Annotated in this window: 16 protein-coding genes; 9 read left to right on the forward strand and 7 right to left on the reverse strand. The window is 38.3% G+C overall.

Annotated elements, in window-relative coordinates:
• The 6 genes from ACKWBX_RS16665 (at position 1) to trpA (ending at position 5,428) form a co-directional block, all read left to right on the forward strand.
• Complete coding sequence (locus ACKWBX_RS16665) at positions 1-585, forward strand: anthranilate synthase component II (protein WP_413969857.1); 585 nt, start codon at positions 1-3, stop codon at positions 583-585.
• A gap of 84 nt (positions 586-669) precedes the next feature.
• Complete coding sequence (trpD, locus tag ACKWBX_RS16670; RefSeq protein ID WP_413969858.1) at positions 670-1,665, forward strand: anthranilate phosphoribosyltransferase; 996 nt, start codon at positions 670-672, stop codon at positions 1,663-1,665.
• A gap of 78 nt (positions 1,666-1,743) precedes the next feature.
• The gene (gene trpC / locus ACKWBX_RS16675; RefSeq protein WP_413969859.1) at positions 1,744-2,526 is read left to right on the forward strand and encodes an indole-3-glycerol phosphate synthase TrpC; all 783 of its coding nucleotides are present in this window, start codon (positions 1,744-1,746) and stop codon (positions 2,524-2,526) included.
• A 67-nt stretch (positions 2,527-2,593) separates the two neighbouring features.
• The gene (locus tag ACKWBX_RS16680) at positions 2,594-3,280 is read left to right on the forward strand and encodes a phosphoribosylanthranilate isomerase (RefSeq protein ID WP_462044678.1); all 687 of its coding nucleotides are present in this window, start codon (positions 2,594-2,596) and stop codon (positions 3,278-3,280) included.
• A gap of 134 nt (positions 3,281-3,414) precedes the next feature.
• Positions 3,415-4,596 carry a tryptophan synthase subunit beta gene (trpB, locus tag ACKWBX_RS16685; RefSeq protein ID WP_413969861.1) on the forward strand — a complete coding sequence of 394 codons (1,182 nt, stop codon included), beginning with the start codon at positions 3,415-3,417 and terminating at the stop codon, positions 4,594-4,596.
• A gap of 70 nt (positions 4,597-4,666) precedes the next feature.
• Positions 4,667-5,428, forward strand: a complete 762-nt coding sequence (gene trpA / locus ACKWBX_RS16690; protein WP_413969862.1) for a tryptophan synthase subunit alpha — start codon at positions 4,667-4,669, stop codon at positions 5,426-5,428.
• A gap of 4 nt (positions 5,429-5,432) precedes the next feature.
• On the opposite strand, the gene ACKWBX_RS16695 is transcribed toward trpA, so the two are convergent.
• Positions 5,433-7,184: a RagB/SusD family nutrient uptake outer membrane protein gene (locus ACKWBX_RS16695; RefSeq protein WP_413969863.1), complete on the reverse strand. Its 1,752-nt coding sequence runs from the start codon at positions 7,182-7,184 to the stop codon at positions 5,433-5,435.
• A 104-nt stretch (positions 7,185-7,288) separates the two neighbouring features.
• Between ACKWBX_RS16695 and ACKWBX_RS16700 the strand changes: the two genes are divergently transcribed.
• Both ACKWBX_RS16700 and ACKWBX_RS16705 read left to right on the forward strand, forming a co-directional pair.
• Entirely contained in the window at positions 7,289-8,785 is a 1,497-nt protein-coding gene (locus ACKWBX_RS16700) for a M20/M25/M40 family metallo-hydrolase (protein ID WP_413969864.1), read from the forward strand.
• Between the two features lie 142 nt (positions 8,786-8,927).
• Positions 8,928-11,012: a hypothetical protein gene (locus ACKWBX_RS16705; protein WP_413969865.1), complete on the forward strand. Its 2,085-nt coding sequence runs from the start codon at positions 8,928-8,930 to the stop codon at positions 11,010-11,012.
• Positions 11,013-11,103: 91 nt separating this feature from the next.
• Here the strand turns inward: ACKWBX_RS16705 and ACKWBX_RS16710 are convergent, their stop codons facing one another.
• Positions 11,104-13,650 carry a phosphoenolpyruvate carboxylase gene (locus tag ACKWBX_RS16710; RefSeq protein WP_413969866.1) on the reverse strand — a complete coding sequence of 849 codons (2,547 nt, stop codon included), beginning with the start codon at positions 13,648-13,650 and terminating at the stop codon, positions 11,104-11,106.
• Positions 13,651-13,960: 310 nt separating this feature from the next.
• Positions 13,961-14,626, reverse strand: coding sequence for a uracil-DNA glycosylase family protein (locus ACKWBX_RS16715; protein ID WP_413969867.1), 666 nt, complete (start codon positions 14,624-14,626; stop codon positions 13,961-13,963).
• A 174-nt stretch (positions 14,627-14,800) separates the two neighbouring features.
• Here ACKWBX_RS16715 and ACKWBX_RS16720 point away from each other — a divergent pair, with 174 nt between their 5' ends.
• Positions 14,801-14,929 carry a 30S ribosomal protein THX gene (locus ACKWBX_RS16720; protein ID WP_413969868.1) on the forward strand — a complete coding sequence of 43 codons (129 nt, stop codon included), beginning with the start codon at positions 14,801-14,803 and terminating at the stop codon, positions 14,927-14,929.
• A 1-nt stretch (position 14,930) separates the two neighbouring features.
• On the opposite strand, the gene ACKWBX_RS16725 is transcribed toward ACKWBX_RS16720, so the two are convergent.
• The 4 genes from ACKWBX_RS16725 to ACKWBX_RS16740 form a co-directional block, all read right to left on the reverse strand.
• Entirely contained in the window at positions 14,931-15,296 is a 366-nt protein-coding gene (locus tag ACKWBX_RS16725) for a hypothetical protein (protein ID WP_413969869.1), read from the reverse strand.
• 46 nt (positions 15,297-15,342) lie between these two features.
• Positions 15,343-16,104: a peroxide stress protein YaaA gene (gene yaaA / locus ACKWBX_RS16730; protein ID WP_413969870.1), complete on the reverse strand. Its 762-nt coding sequence runs from the start codon at positions 16,102-16,104 to the stop codon at positions 15,343-15,345.
• Between the two features lie 102 nt (positions 16,105-16,206).
• A complete protein-coding gene (locus ACKWBX_RS16735) occupies positions 16,207-17,232 on the reverse strand; it encodes an RluA family pseudouridine synthase (RefSeq protein ID WP_413969871.1) in 1,026 nt (341 codons plus the stop codon).
• 2 nt (positions 17,233-17,234) lie between these two features.
• Positions 17,235-17,822 (reverse strand): PASTA domain-containing protein, encoded by a 588-nt coding sequence (locus tag ACKWBX_RS16740; protein WP_413969872.1) that lies wholly within the window; start codon positions 17,820-17,822, stop codon positions 17,235-17,237.
• Positions 17,823-17,872: the final 50 nt, after the last annotated feature.

The raw sequence follows: 17,872 nt of genomic DNA on the forward strand, positions 1-17,872 counted from the left end.
ATGAAAAAAATAGTAGTCATAGACAATTACGACAGTTTCACCTACAATCTAGTGCATTATTTGGAAGATTTGGATTGTGAGGTAACGGTTTTGCGAAACGACCAATTGGAATTGGAGGATTTAGAAGGCTTTGATAAAATTGTGCTTTCCCCAGGCCCAGGAATTCCCGAGGAAGCTGGATTGCTAAAACCGATTATAGAAAAGTATGCCGCTACCAAGAGTATTTTTGGGGTGTGTTTGGGGCAACAAGCAATTGCTGAAGTGTTCGGGGGCACATTGGTAAATTTGGATCAAGTGTACCATGGGGTCGCGACCAAAATAAATATTACCAAAGATGATATATTGTTTGATGGTATGTTAAATGAAATTGAGGTAGGCAGATATCATTCTTGGGTGGTACATCCAGATTTACCAGAAGTTTTGGAAGCTACGAGTTTTGATGAAAACGGTCAAATAATGTCCCTCCGTCATCGAACTTTTGATGTGAGTGCCGTACAGTTTCATCCAGAATCCGTTCTGACCCCGGATGGTAAAAAAATATTGGAGAATTGGTTGCGCGCCTTAGCTCCCAAAGGTGGGATTTAAAACTCGAATTGAAAGTATAATGCAATTATTATTAATTAAAAAAGGAGGCCAGTTCCTCCCCTTTGGGGAGGTTAGGTGGGGCTTATGAAAGAAACACTAAACAGGTTAATAAACCACGAAATCCTCTCTAAAGACGATGCGAACAGGATATTGGTCAATATTGCCAAAGGCGATTACAATACCAGTCAAATTGCCGCTTTTTTAACGGTTTATATGATGCGTAGCATTACCATTGAAGAGTTGGAAGGATTTAGGGATGCACTTTTGGAATTATGCTTGGCCGTGGATTTAAGCGAGTACAACCCCATAGATTTATGTGGCACCGGGGGTGATGGTAAAGACACTTTTAACATTTCTACACTGGCCTCGTTTGTAACAGCAGGTGCTGGTATAAAAGTAACCAAGCATGGTAATTACGGCGTTTCCTCTAAATGTGGCAGCAGCAATGTCATGGAATTTTTGGGTATTAAATTCAGTAATGAGGCAGATTTCCTAAAAAAGTCTATCGATGAAGCGGGAATTTGTGTGCTGCATGCTCCTTTATTTCATCCTGCAATGAAAAATGTAGCACCCATCCGTAGAGAATTGGCCGTAAAAACGTTTTTTAATATGTTGGGCCCTATGGTAAATCCGGCCTTTCCAAAAAACCAGATGGTAGGTGTTTTCAATCTGGAACTGGCGAGGATGTATGGGTATCTTTATCAAAATACCGATAAGAATTTTACGGTACTTCATGCTTTGGATGGATACGATGAAATTTCCCTAACGGGAAATACCAAAACCATTTCCAATACCTCTGAAGGAATGATAAAACCATCTGATTTTGGACTATCGGCCATTAAGCAATCCGATATTGTCGGTGGCGACTCCATTGAGGCATCCGCACAGATATTCCTGAACGTTCTACAGGGCAAAGGAACGGAAGCACAGAACAATGTGGTCTGTGCCAATGCAGGTGTCGCTATTGCTACGGTTGAAGAAACCATGCCCAGAGATGGATTCGAAAAAGCAAAAGAATCTCTTTTAAGTGGTAATGGATTAAGAGCTTTAAAAAAATTACAGGAATTAAGTAGAAATTAGTATCATGCCGAACGAATTTGAGACATCTCAATGAAAATTTAGATTTCTCAATCGCTTCGCCTGGAATTAGAAGACAATATGAATATTCTAGCTAAAATAACAGCTGATAAACACAAGGAAGTCGATTTAAAAAAATCGCTTATTCCCATATCTCAATTAGAGGCTTCCGTTCTGTTTGAAAGAAAAACATTTTCTTTGGCTAACGCTTTAAAAAATAGTGCCACAGGTATTATTGCGGAACACAAAAGACGTTCGCCCTCAAAAGGTACTATCAATCAAAATACCAATGTGGGACAAGTAGCGATGGGATATCAAAAAGCAGGCGTTTGCGGCATGAGCGTTTTGACCGATATTAAATACTTCGGCGGTTCTTTGGAAGATTTAATACTGGCAAGAGCATCTGTAGACATGCCTTTACTCAGAAAAGAATTCATTATTAGTGAATATCAAATTCTTGAAGCAAAAGCGCATGGCGCGGATGTCATCTTATTGATTGCGGCCATCTTATCACGGGAAGAAATAAAAACGTTTTCGGAACTTGCAAAAGGTCTGGATTTAGATGTACTGTTAGAAGTTCATAATGAAGAGGAACTATATAAATCCATCATGCCCAGTTTGGATATGTTAGGAGTAAATAACCGTAACTTGAAAACCTTTGAGGTAAGTCTGGAGACCAGCAAGTATTTGTCCAAATTAATTCCGGAAGATTTTGTAAAAGTATCTGAAAGCGGTATCAGTAGTATTGAAGCGATTAAGGATTTAAAGAGCTTTGGTTATCAGGGTTTTCTGATAGGTGAAAATTTCATGAAGACCGATAATCCCGGGAAAAGTGCAAAAGATTTCATAGAAAAGTTGAAATAAAAAAGTGAATTATCCTCATCCAAATAAGAACGAAAGTAAAAAACCCTTCCCTACAGAAAAGGATAGGGTGAGACTCAAGATATGTGGTATGAATAAAAATACTTTAGACGTAGCTACATTGAAACCTGATTATTTGGGTTTTATCTTTTGGGAACCTTCAAAAAGATATTTCAATACAGAAATGCCATCTGTTCCCCATAGCGTGAAGAAGGTAGGGGTTTTTGTCAATGCTCCTATAAATGAAGTATTGGAGAAAGTAGCAAAATATGACTTGCACGCAGTTCAGTTACATGGAAAGGAACGTCCTGATTTTTGTAAAAGGTTAAAAGAAGATTACCCGTCATTTCGAGCGGAGTCAAGAAACGATAACGAGGTCTCGACTCCGCTAGACCGGACAGAAAAGATATTAAAAATCATCAAAGTATTTTCGATAAAAGATGATTTTGATTTTGATCAATTGAAACCTTTTGAGAACGTTTGTGATTTTTTTCTGTTTGATACCAAGGGAAAATTACCGGGCGGAAACGGTTACCGCTTTGATTGGAAATTATTGGAAAACTACCCTTCTACCAAACCCTATTTTTTAAGTGGTGGAATTGGTATGGAAGAAACGGAAAGCCTACTGGAATTCTTAAAGACTCCCGAAAGCAAATATTGCCATGCTATAGATGTCAACAGCAAATTTGAAATTGAACCGGGATTAAAGGAAGTAGAAAAAGTAAGAAAATTTAAAGAAGTACTTTATGATTTATAAGAATTTATATCGTTTAGGCATCAAATTACCAATACTGATTACTGATTACTGATTACTGATTACTGATTACTGATTACTGATTACTGATTACTGATTACTGATTACTGATTACTGATTACTGATTACTGAAAACTATGAAATATCACGCAGACGAGAAAGGGTACTATGGAGAATTTGGAGGAGCCTATATTCCTGAAATGTTGTATCCCAACGTAGAAGAATTACGCCAAAAGTATTTGGAAATCATGTATGAAGATTCTTTTCAAAAGGAATTCCATCAACTTCTCAAAGACTATGTAGGTAGGCCCTCCCCACTCTATTTTGCCAAAAGATTATCCCAAAAACATGGCTGTAAAATCTATTTAAAACGAGAGGATTTAAACCATACCGGGGCACATAAAGTGAACAACACCATCGGTCAGATTTTAATGGCAAAAAAGTTGGGAAAAACTAGGATTATTGCCGAAACCGGAGCAGGTCAACACGGTGTGGCCACCGCTACGGTTTGCGCCCTAATGGGAATGGAGTGTATCGTATATATGGGAGAAATCGATATTTCCCGTCAAGCACCGAATGTCGCACGTATGAAAATGCTGGGCACGGAAGTGAGGCCGGCACTCTCGGGAAGTAGAACGCTTAAAGACGCTACCAACGAAGCGATCAGGGATTGGATCAATAATCCGGTAGACACACATTATATTATAGGTTCGGCCATTGGGCCACATCCCTACCCTGATATGGTGACCCGTTTTCAATCCGTTATTTCAGAAGAAATAAAATGGCAATTAAAGGAAAAAGAAGGTCGTGAGAATCCTGATTATGTAGTAGCCTGCATTGGTGGTGGCAGTAATGCTGCAGGAACATACCATCACTTTTTGGATGAACCCGATGTGGGCATCATCGCCGTGGAAGCAGCCGGAAAAGGAGTAGATACGGGAGAAAGTGCAGCAACATCGGCATTAGGAAAAGTAGGTATTATCCATGGATGTAAAACGATGTTGATGCAAACGATGGACGGACAAATAACGGAACCTTATTCCATTTCTGCCGGATTGGATTATCCCGGTGTGGGGCCTATGCATTCACATTTATACAAATCGGGAAGGGCCGAGTTTTATTCTGCTACGGATGATGAGGCCATGACCGCGGGATTGGAATTATCACAGTTAGAAGGTATCATTCCGGCCATTGAAACCGGGCATGCCTTTGCTATTTTTGAACATAAAAAATTTAAACCTGATGATGTAGTCGTGATAAGTCTTTCAGGACGTGGGGATAAGGATTTGAACACATACATAGACTACTTTAAACTTTAAACAAGCATGAAGCAACAAGTATAAAGAAAATGACTTTGTATTTCATGCTTCGCACCTCGTACTTTACATAATGAACAGAATAAACCAAAAAATGCAAGAGGACAAAAAACTCCTCTCCATCTATTTCACGGCAGGTTATCCTGCATTGAACGATACCGTAAAAATCATTAAGGATTTGGAAAAGAGCGGTGTCGATATGGTTGAAATCGGTCTACCATTTAGCGATCCTTTAGCAGATGGACCTACTATACAGAATAGCTCTACCGCAGCTCTTAAAAACGGAATGACCACCGAAATACTTTTTGAGCAATTAAAAGACATTCGGAAATCGGTTTCCATTCCTTTGATTGTTATGGGGTACTTTAATCCCATGTTGCAATACGGTGTGGAAGCCTTTTGCAAGAAATGCCATGAAATAGGTATTGATGGTATCATTATGCCAGATTTGCCCTTGGACGTATATCAAAATGATTACGAGGTTACTTTCAAAAAATTTGGCCTTCTCAATGTTTTCCTAATAACGCCCCAAACCAGTGATGAACGCATTCGCCAAATCGACAAAGTCTCGGACGGATTTATCTACATGGTAAGCACGGCAAGTGTAACAGGTTCAAAATCAGGTTTTGGTGATGAACAGGAACATTATTTTGAGCGGATTGCTTCGCTAGCACTTACAAATCCTCAAATTGTTGGTTTTGGTATTAAGGATGCGGAGACTTTTCAGGCCGCCACCAAATATGCAAAAGGAGCGATAATCGGGTCTGCTTTTATAAAGTATTTAACAGAGAATGGAGTGAATGTTATTTCAGATTTTATCAATAAGATTCGTTAGCTTGTTAATATCCTGGATTCTGAATAAGATTAGGAAGTAAATCAATCTCTTCTTGTGGTATGGGCCAAATATATTCATGAGTATCAAATTGTTTTGCAAAACTTGGATTCCTCTCATTAAAATCTAAGATAACAGACTCCAAAAGTTCATTCCTTATTAAATCATCTTTGTACTGGCCTTCGAAGCAAAATTCAAGCTTCCTTTGTTTTATAATTTCTAATAATAATTCCCTTTGAGTAAGGTTATTAGATAGAATCCCTACTGGTCCGATAGAACGCATAACAACTTCATTTATAGCATCGTATGCTTTCTGAGTAGGTCCATTGACGGCGTTTTCAGCTTCGGCTAACATTAATAGCACATCAGCATAACGCAATAGTGGAAAATCTTCAATAGAAGAATTTAACTGAGGTTCAACAATTATGTCACTAATAAATTTTAGTGGTCTCCAGTCATCAATATTTTCTGCATTGTTGGCCACGTTATCAACAACAGTAAAAGAAGCTATATTATTGAAAAACCTTTTATCGGTTATATCTAAGGGAAAAGTAACAATTTCTCCAACTCCTTCTGATATATTGAAATAATCTAAAACAAAAGATTTATCCAGTAATAAAAAATCACGGAGGGCATAGCCTTTTGGTCCCCAGAAAACTCCTCGATTCCCTCCATTATTTTCATCTGAATTAAATGGGATTCTAAAGATAATTTCTTTATTGGAATCCTTAATTTGAGGATTAAATGTATCCTCATAATTTTCATTTAAAGAGTATGCTCCGATAACTTTTTCAAATTGATTAATTGCCAATGTATACTTGTCAGTTTGATTATTAGGGAAGCCTGCTAAATACAAATAAAATTTACCAAGCATAGCTTGGGCCGCACCTTTAGAAGCTATATCAGAAACTTGTATTGATGGAAGATTTTCTTCAGCAAAAACTAAATCTTCCTCAATTAAGAGTAATAAATCCTCTTTTGACTGAAGAAATTCTTGATTAAAATCTGTAGAAGTTACTAAAACTGGATTGCCATATAATTTGGCCATATTAAAATAAAACAATGCTCTTAAAAACTTAAATTCTGCCTCTAGCTCTACTTCCTCTCTATTTGATGGAGACTCATATTTGGAATCCTGAATAGCTTCTAATCCAATATTTGTATTTCGTATACCTTTATAATTTTCTGTCCATACATTATATATAATTCTATTATTTACCGACACCTCATATGTATCTAGCTCCAAAATATCCCTATCGGATTCATTCGGATTAACATAGACGGAATTAGTGCCTATATCCCCCCAATATATGTAATCGTAATTTCCGATAAAATACGTGTCTTTTAGCTTTCTATAACTATCGCTAAGAAGTAAATCCAGATTCAGTGGGTTTTCAGTAATCGGACTTGGGCCATCAATTAAAGTATAAAAGACTTCTGCGGTGGTGCTTTCTTCCACTTTAATATTTTCCAAAATAAAATCAAAATCTGCAAAGGATGTAGAATTTGGAGATAGCTCAATGATAACTTTATATACCCCTGCCGATATATTGTCAAAAACAACACTTCCAGTTGAATCGGATATCAATCTTTGTGTACTTGGTTCGGTTGTTACAACTGCATTAGGTTCGGGAAGATTATCAGATGTTTTAATAACAACTTTTAAGCTTCCCTTTGGTTCACTTGATATATTCTCTTTAACACAACTTTTTAAAAAAAAGCAAATAAAGATAATTGACACCACATGGAAAGTCCTCATATTTATATAATTTAATTTGAAAGAAGGTTAGGGCTAAATCTTAAAACTGTTTTCTATATCAGAAAAAAGATTCCGACCTTAGTCAATAATTTATTAAACTTAATATGAAGTTAAACGTACTAATATTATTTTTATTTACATCTAACGTATTTTTTTCCCAAGACTCAATTTCACTAAAATCCCAAGTACGTCACACGATAGACGAACTGGTGAATTTCGTTAAAATACCCAATGATGCATTGGATGCGGATGATATAGACCAAAACCTGATTTGGCTAAGAAATAAATTCAACGAAAGAGGCTTTAACACCTCTGTCTTGGAGACTGAAAACTTGCCCCTATTTTTTGCGGCATTACCCATGGATGATGCCAAACCTACCGTTTTGTTCTATATGCATTTGGACGGGCAATCCGTGGACCCTTCAAAATGGAATCAACCAAATCCTTACCATATCGTTTTAAAATCAAAAGATGGAGATGAATGGAAAAACGAATCGTTTGAAGATTTGAACGATGACATAGATTATGATTGGCGTTTATTCGGAAGGTCTACCTCAGATGATAAAGGCCCCATCGTAATGTTTTTAAATACTATCGATTTATTAAAAAAAGATGCCGTAGAAATACCCTTCAACGTAAAAGTGATTTTAGATGGTGAAGAGGAAAAAAGCAGTAAACCCCTTCCTAAAGCTGTAAAAACATATAGAGAATTATTGAAGGCTGATTTTCTGGTAATCAACGACGGTCCGGTACATGCATCGGGGAAACCAACCGTAGTTTACGGTTGCAGGGGCATTACCACCTTATCCTTGACCACCCACGGACCTATAAAACCGCAACACAGCGGTCATTACGGGAACTATGCCCCAAACCCCGGTTTTTTGCTTGCTGAACTTTTGGCCTCAATGAAAGATGGCGAGGGAAAGGTATTGGTAAAGGGTTATTATAACGGTATTTCTTTGGATGAACCTACCGTTACCATCTTAAAAAGCGTCCCGGACGATGCCATGAAAATCAACTCGAACCTGGCTATAAAAACGCCTGAAAAAGTAGGTGGGTTTTATCAGGAAGCTTTACAGTATCCTTCCTTGAATATCCGGGGTTTAGGTTCTGGGTGGATCGGTGAAAAAGCAAGAACTATTGTTCCTGCAACGGCAACTGCGGAACTGGATTTACGTTTGGTTCCGGAATCCGATGGAACCCGACTTAAAAACTTGGTCAAAAACCATATCAAAGAACAAGGTTTTTATATTAAGGAAACAATACCAACTAAAGAGGAGCGCATGGCGCACGATAAAATCATCACTGTAAAGGAAGGCTCCGTAACCGATGCTTTCCGAACGGATTTGAACAATACTTACGGTAATTTTTTGGTTAATACTTTAAAAGAAACATTTAATGAGGATGTTGTCCAAATTCGCATTATGGGAGGTACTGTTCCTATAGCCCCGTTTATCAACGAACTTAAAATGCCGGCTTTTATAGTTCCCATGGTCAATCCGGACAACAATCAGCACAGCCCTAACGAAAATTTGAGAATAGGTCAGATTGCTTACGGGATTCAAACCTTTTATTCCATATTGAGTAGCCCTGTAGAATAAAATCGGAAAAATTTATTTTACAACAAAACACAAACTTAAATATCACGAAAGTATCACAATAAATATCACAGAAAGTTGATATTCTTGTGACCTTCCTGTTACCCTGTATTTTTTCATTTGTTCAGAACCTTAAAACAGAACTATGAAAAAATTCAATTTAATTTTAACATTATTGTGCTTGCTAATTTTGGCAAGTTGTACGGATGATGCAGATGCCGTAGCAGAAACTACTGTGCCCGCCTCGGGGACGATTGCCGGTGGTCCATTTGTATTTTGTGTAGACGGAACGGTAGATAATGTATCGGGAATCACTCTTGATGCTTCGGAAAGTACGGGAACCAATAGTACTTGGGTCATCACTGATGACGCTGGAAAGATATTAGGCCTACCGCCAACTTTAGAAGTGGTAAACGGTGTTGATTTTGATGAGGCAGGTCCTGGAATTTGTTTCATCTGGTATTTACGTTACGAGGACGACTTGGTAGGACTGGAAGTGGATGCCAATACCAGTGACTTTACGGGAACCTTTGATTTATCAAATTCTATTGAGGTAACACGGAATGAAACTGCGGCCGGAGTACTTTCAGGTGGCCCATACGAGTTTACAGTAGACGGAAAACCGGATTTTGTAACGGAAATTTCTTTGGATAGTGAAAATGCCAAAGGAACCAACAGTACTTTTGTAATTACCGATGATGAATTGAATATTCTTGGGTTGCCACCTACATTGGATGCCGTGAAAGAAGTAGATTTTGATAAGGCAGGGGCAGGCGTATGCTTAATTTGGTATTTACGTTTTGAAGATGGCCTGGAAGGTGCGGAAATGGGGGAAAATGCAGGTGATCTTGAAGGTTGCTTTAGTCTTTCAAATTCTATTCAAGTTACTCGTTTGGATGCTGCCAATGCAGGGACCATTGTAGGAGGACCTTACAGTTTTTGTGTTGATGGGGAGGCCGATTTTGTTACCGATATTACCTTGGATAGCACTAATGCTTCGGGAAGCTTAAGCAGTTGGGTAATAACGGACGATCAAGGTCTTATTTTAGGACTGCCACCAACTTTGGAAGCAGTGAAAGGAGTGGATTTTGATGAAGCCGGTGCTGGCACATGTCTTATCTGGTACCTACGTTATGAAGAAGGCTTAACAGGTTTGACTGCCGGTCAAAATGCCAATGATCTACAAGGTAATTTTAGTTTATCCAATTCTATCACCGTAGACAGGCTTCAGACAAAAGCAGGTGTGCTTGCTGGAGGTCCTTATAGGTTCTATATTGATGGAGAGGCCGATTTTGTTACCGATATTACTTTGGATAGCTCAGAAGCACTGGGTACAAATTCAACTTTTGTAATCACCGATGATAAATTGAACATTCTTGGGTTACCTCCAACATTGGATGCCGTTAAAGGTGTTGATTTTGACGAGGCCGGTGCAGGTACTTGCTTAATTTGGTATTTGCGTTTTGAAGACGGACTTGAGGGTGCGGAAATGGGTAAAAATGCAGCCGATTTAAAAGGATGCTTTGACCTTTCCAACTCTATTGAGGTGCAAAGAATTGCAGGGGTAAACGCAGGAGTACTTTCCGGCGGACCATACAATTTCTGCGTGGATGGCGAAGTTGACAATGTTGACGGAATTACGTTGGATAGTTCCAATGCATCAGGATCAAACAGTACTTGGGTCATTACGGATGCCGATGGAACCATCCTTGGACTTCCACCAACTTTGGAAGCCGTGAAAGGAGTGGATTTTGATGAAGCTGGCGCAGGAGTATGTTTGATCTGGTATGCTCGCTATGAAGGAGAAATACAAGGTGCGGAAATGGGTAAAAATGCAAATGACATCACAGGCAACTTTGCACTTTCCAATCCATTGAAGGTGACAAGAACAAAACCAGAAGCAGGCACCATAGTTGGCGGACCCTTTAAGTTTATTGTTGATGGAACTGCCGATTATGTCAGCGGTATTACTTTGGAAAATCCCAATGCATCCGGAGCGAACAGCTCTTGGATCATTACGGACGAATCTGGAAAAATACTAGGTCTACCACCTACACTGGCAGCCGTTGAAGGTGTAAATCTTGATGATGCAGGAGAAGGAACATGTTTCATCTACTATATCCGTTATGAAGATGGATTAACTGGACTGGAAGTAGGTTGGACGTTTGATGAGTTCAATGGATGTTACGATATTTCCAACTCCATCAAAGTGGTTAGAAAAGTACATTAAAACAGTGTTCAAGTAGTTGATTTTTCTCAAATCAACAAATAGAAAGCCCTGCAATATTGCAGGGTTTTTATTTTAAGAAACTTTTTAAAAATTATGCCGAATTCCTACTGGCATTGATATTACCATAAAGTGATCTCGTTACAATTTTTTCGTATAACGCTTTATAGTCATTATTTTCTCCTATTTTCTGTAAGGCATATTGCTGTATGACCAATAACGGTAGTACAATATCCTCTCTTATCTTGATAGACTCTCTCGAAACAGCTTCTTTTTCCATCAAGATCTTCATTCCAGAAAGTTCCAGGAGCATTTCTTTGGAAAGATTATATTCATTCAACAAAATATCCCAAAAATCTCCATACTCGTCATTCTGTTTCATATAGCTTGTCAATTCAAAATAGCATTTGGAAAGGCTCATCATGCTATTCATCATCAAGGCTTGGAAAAATGGCACTTCATTGTACAATTTTTGCGCTTCGGCAAATCTCCCTGAATCCTTTAATTTTTTCAACGCGGTACCAATACCAAAATACCCGGGAACATTTTGTTTTAATTGGCTCCAAGACCCTACAAAGGAAATCGCCCGTAGGTCCGTCAGCTCCAATTTGGCCTTGTTTCCTCTTTTTCCCGGTCTACTGCCAATATTTGCTTTTGTGTAGTACTTTAATGTGCTCATATTCTCCAAATAAGGCATAAACTTATCATGGTGTTTTAAGGCATCGTACTTCTCAAAACTCGTTTCAGAAAGCTCTTCTATCAAATTTCTATCATCATCGGAAATGGTTACTTCTTTTTCCAAAATAGTATTGGACAGACCTGCGGTGAGCAACTGCTCACTGTTATAAATGAATTGTTCTTTGGTGCCATAGGTACTGGTAATCGTCTGCCCTTGAATGGTCAATTGAATTTCATTGTTCGCTACTTTATTGGTCTGGGCGGCATAAAAGCGATGCGTTTTACCGCCACCCCTAGCCGGCGGTCCTCCCCTGCCATCAAAGAAAATAGCGGAAATATTGTTTTCGTCACAGACTTCGGACAACACTTCCTTGGTTTTTAAAATGGACCAATTTGCTTTTAAGTACCCTCCGTCCTTGGTTCCGTCCGAAAATCCAAGCATTATCGTTTGCCTGTCTTTTCTATTGGTAAGGTGTGTTCTATATGCTTTTAAATTGAATAGTTGATGCATCGTGTTCTGTGCACTATCCATTCCCTTCATAGTTTCAAAAAGTGGAACAATATCAAAAGTTATGGTCTTATCTTTCCAACCACACCAGCGGAACAGACCATAAACAAATAGGATTGAAAATATATCTTCTGAATTACTAATGATATACCTATTGCAGCCCTCCTCCCCGTTTCTTTGTTGAATGCTTTGTAACTGTCCAATATTTTTGATGGTATCCTTGACAATTTCCTCCTCAAAATCGTTCGGGGATAGTGTCATGTCCTCCTCCAATAGAATATTTATCAATTTTTCTTCGGAAAGTTCTGAAAGTGTTTCTTTAATAAATCCGTTTTTCTTGAGGACTTCTGTCATTACTTTCGTGTGTATGCTATGGTCCTGCCGGATATCAATTGTAGCAAAATGGGTTTTAAAGATTTTCACCTTATCGATAAACTTCTCCAAATCCTTCAGATATAGCTTGTGATAATCATTCTCCAATGATTCCCTAATACGGTTCAATGGCCCTATGATATCCTCGTAACCTACTTCCTTGGAAGGGTCGAACATCGCCCTGTATAAATTTGCCCGTAGCTCATTAAGTGGATCTTGAATCTTTTTAAAGGTCAACTTATGTTGTAGGGCCTTTAGGTCATTATAGTAACATTTCATGATATTGATTCGTAATTCGTTCATTACGTCCTTGGTAATGTCCGCGGTCACGAAAGGATTTCCGTCCCTGTCACCCCCGGGCCAAAAACCGAGTCTTACAATATCATGGTTCTCAAACTTAAAACTATTGGTGCTGCCTTTGATATAGGCATATAAATCGCCAATGGCATCGTAATACACATGCCTTAAAGTGTAAATAATATTTTTGGCCTCATCCAAAGGTGTAGGCTTCTTGGCATTTATCAACGAGGTAAGGCCAAGCTGCTGTAGGGCGACATCAATCTCATCTATCTTGTCCTCCAATATTAAAGATCTTAGATTGGTAATAATATCCAAGATTGCAGGGGTATAAAACTGTGTGGGATGGGCCGTAAGCACTATTCTTGCACTGAAAGAGTCCAATTTATCCGCTATTTTGTCCCAAGATTTATTTTTTTCGACCAATTGAAAATAATCTTTCAACGAGAGTGAACTGGAATGTTTGTGCAATTTAGGGAAAGCCGCATCCTCAACACTGTCATAAAGCACTACTTGGCGCTCTACATATTGAATAATACGAAACATAAAATCTATCTGGTCTTTTTCAGAGGCAACTTCTGCATAGTTCTTAAAAAAACCTTCCAAAATTTCTTTAGGGTTAAGCCCTGATTTTAATCCCTTTTCCGATTGATCCATCAATAACGGAATCAACATCCCTACATTCTCTATATTCCGGTAGGGCAGGTTAAGAAAAAGGCTATTGTACACATTGAACTTATTTTGGACGGATTTTTTAAACTCCTCTAATCTTTCTAATTGCTGCATATATCAATTTCTTTAGCGCTTTACCAGTGAGTGTAAGCGAATTCTTTCCAGAACTTGTTCCCATGGTAAATATCGGTATTCTTTGAAAAAAGCGGGTATCATTTTTTCTAAATAACAAAATAGATTTAAGACACCACAAAAACAACAGTTTTCACAACATAAAATTAGGGAAGCCATAAAAGGAGCTTACTTTTACAGTGTAAATAAGTAGTAAAATTTTTTCATTTTCATATAGTGTTCTCGTAAAAGAGTCCTGTTTCTAAAGCAGGGCTCTTTTTAGTTTACTTAAGCTACACTTGGCAACTAAAAATTACATTTCAAAGAAGGGCCGGTATTGCATCACCCTGTAATCCATAGTATTGAACTGAGGGTTTTCTTTTTTCAATCGTTTGTAATCTGCCAAGCTTCCTATGGCCCTGTTCGCCGCTCCGGACGGAGCCGTCAAAGAAACGGTTCGGATACTGTTTTTGGTTGATGGATGCACAAATTCGTGAATGCGCGGCACAACATCCGAAATAACACTAAGCTCCAAATTGCTTTCCTTTACAAGTTTTCTGAAGAAGTACTCTGGACCGTTTTTGCTGTTCCCTCCCATAAATAAAATCGTTTTTACATTGGGGTATTCGGATAAATAAAAAAGCATATCCCTCAATTGAACGTTTTGCATCCCTAAATCCGAAGCATCTATTTTAGTCCTTTCTGCGGAAGCTACAATATCACACACACCAATCTTCTGATCCAATAAGAAATTTTTGCGTTGTTCAATGGCAAATTTCGTGGTTTCAAATTTTAAATCCAGATGAAAAATTTTATCCAAAATAGGCCACAACATACCATTTTTACTACCATAACAAAAGTCGACATCTTCCAGTTTTAATTCCCCCGTGGTAAATCTTGGTGGTGGTAATGTACCCACAATGAGTTTAGTGGCTTCCGAAAACAAAAAAGGTTGATATGGATGGGTATGCAAAAACACTAAATCCCTGATGATAAAATTTCCTTCGCCTTTTTTATTAGCACTTTATTTTGACGAAAACTGGTTTTTGACATTTGTATTGAAATTTCAAAAATTGATAATGTGAACATCAATTCACTAACTTTATAAAAAATGGATTTTGTTTAAAGATGCAAAATTAAATCGATAGAAATTATGGGTAAAGGAGATAAAAAATCAAAACGCGGAAAAATAGCGAATAGCTCTTTTGGTGCTAGGAGACCTAGAAAGATTAAAAAAAGGCCTACGATAGAAGAGAAAATTAAACCGGGAAAGAAGAAATAGACTAGTTATCTATCGTAAAAGTAAAATCTACTTGTCCTTCCTCCGTGATATCCAATTCATAAGTGTACAGGCCAACGGGCAGAGAATCCGTAAAGGCTTCGGATGGGGTATAGTTGTATTGGACGGAATCGGTTTCAATCGTGATATTGTCTTCTTGAAAAGCAACCTCAAATTCTAGATAATCCGAAAAACCATCCGATGGAACGTTCTCGAAAACCAAGCTGTCCACACGCACCTGAACGGTACTGAAATTACGATTACTTTTATTATGGATACGAATATTGGCCGTGGCGAGATTATCATCCCTATCCTCACAAGCAAAAAGAAATACTACAATACATAAAACGGAAAGTATAGTACTTTTCATAATCCTACGGTCTTTTAAAGAAAAACGCAGAAAAGGAAAAAATATTCTATCTAATAAAAACAGGCTCGTTTTCCTTCAGCGTATGTTCTGCACTAAATTGATACTCATCCAAATTGAAGCCTTTGATATCATCCAAGGTTTTTGCATTGTTGCCCAAAATATAGCGAACCATAGAACCCCTTGCCTTTTTAGCATAGAAACTGATTATCTTAAGTTTATCATTCTTCCAATCCTTAAAGATGGGTGTAATGACCTTAGTTTTTAAGGATTTGGCATCTACCGCTCCAAAGTATTCGTTACTGGCCAAGTTTACGAAAAGCTCTCCTTCTTCCAATTCCTTGTTCAAGTAATCCGTTATGGTTTTCTGCCAGAATTCATAAAGATTTTTCTTCCTCCCCACTTTTAAGCTCGTGCCCATTTCCAAGCGGTAGGGCTGTATTAAATCCAAGGGTCTCAACACCCCATAAAGTCCGGAAAGTATGCGCAACATATTTTGCAGATTATCCAATTTATTTTCTGAAATAGTGTAAGCATCCAACCCTTGATAAACGTCCCCATTGAAGGCATATAACGCAGGACGGGCATTCTGGGTAGTGAACGGTATTGAAAACTGCTGATTGCGTTCCCAATTCAACTGAGCCAGATTATCCGAAATACCCATTAATTCCGATAAAGCTTTAGGCTTTTTTTTCACCAATACCTTGTTCAATTTCTGGGCTTCCTCTATGAACAAAGGTTCAGTAAACCTTTCCGTAGGCAGTTTGGTATCATAATCCAAAGACTTGGCAGGAGAAACAACAATTTTCATGTAGCATTATTTTTTATAAGTTCAGTAAAAATAAAAAGGATTCAAGGCAATACCTATTATGGCCTAAAAAGAGTTTTAATAACACTATCGGAAAAACCTATTTTAGTAACTGCTTTTACTGTAATGCCTCCATTTTTCGATACAGTCCGTCATATCCTTCGGAATATCAGAATCAAACTGCATTTGTTCTCCGGTTACCGGGTGTACAAAACCTAAGGTTTTAGCATGTAAGGCTTGTCTTGGCAAGATTTTAAAAGCATTATCTACAAATTGCTTATACTTTGTAAAAGTGGTGCCCTTTAAAATTTTGTTTCCGCCATAGCGTTCGTCATTAAATAAGGTATGTCCCATATATTTCATGTGTACCCTGATCTGGTGGGTGCGTCCGGTCTCCAACTTACAGGAAACCAGCGTAACATAGCCTAATCTTTCTAGAACAGTATAATGTGTAACGGCTTCCTTCCCTTCCTCCCCCTCGGGAAAAACATGCATTTGTAATCTGTTCTTCGGGTTTCTTCCCACATGGCCCGCTATAGTGCCTTGGTCCTCTACAACATTGCCCCAGACCAGTGCTATATATTCTCGTTCCGAGGTTTTGTCAAAAAATTGTTTTGCCAAATGGGTCATGGCGGCTTCAGTCTTGGCAATCACCAACAGGCCAGACGTATCTTTGTCTATACGGTGTACCAATCCGGGCCGCTCGTTACTATTACTGGGCAAATTATCAAAATGATAGATCAGTGCATTGATCAAGGTTCCGGAATAGTTCCCATGACCTGGGTGTACTACCATTCCCGCAGGTTTGTTGACTACAAGAAGTACATCGTCCTCATAGATAATATTCAATGGAATATCTTCCGGCACCAATAAGTATTCGTGCGGCGGATGCTCAAAAAGCACCTTTACCTCATCACCTGCCTTGACCTTGTAATTTGATTTTACGATAGCATCATTGACACGTACATGACCGTCTTTTGCAGCTTTTTGAATCTTGTTTCGCGTAGCGTTCTCTACAAAATTCATTAGAAATTTATCTACGCGGAGGGGTTCTTGACCTTTTGAAGCTACAAAACTATGGTGTTCAAATAGCTCATTTTCTTCCAGCTCGGCATTTTCTTCGGATGACATAATTATTCGGAATCTGCCTTGATAATAGCCCTGTCCGGTATATTGCCATTGCCACAGATAAGTTCAATTTTAGAGGTTTTGGGCAATTTATCGCCGGGTTTAATATCCTTTCCCTTGTACTTGACGTAATAGACCATATCTTTTCCCAGTTGATCTATGTACGTAACGCGTTGCACATCCAAACCAACGGCTCGCAACATAGAAGAAGCGTTTCTTTTGGTTACCTGAATAATTTTGGGAACGGTCACTTTTTTATATCCGGAGGGGTTTACCGTAAAATAAATTTTTCTATTGGTTTTTACTTTGGTCCCGGCAGCAGGGTCTTGTTCAATGATCGAGAATCTAGGATAATCCGGGTCATAATTGGCAGAATCCAACACTTCATAACGCAAACCTGCCTTCTCTACCGATTTTCGCATATCCATCACAGATAGTTTGGAAAAATCGGGCACCTCCACAAATTCACCATGATTGGTACTATTTTTTAACCATTGTAGCACGGCAAAAACCAATACTACGGTTACCACTAAGGCAAGACCTAGCTGAATTAAAAAAGTCTTGCTCTTTAAAAAATTGAAGAAATTCCTCATGGACATCTAATTAATTTACAAAGATATGAAATGCATTTTACCAAGTAATC

This window comes from Maribacter algae (assembly GCF_047345745.1).
In the GTDB taxonomy this organism is placed as follows: Bacteria; Bacteroidota; Bacteroidia; order Flavobacteriales; family Flavobacteriaceae; genus Maribacter.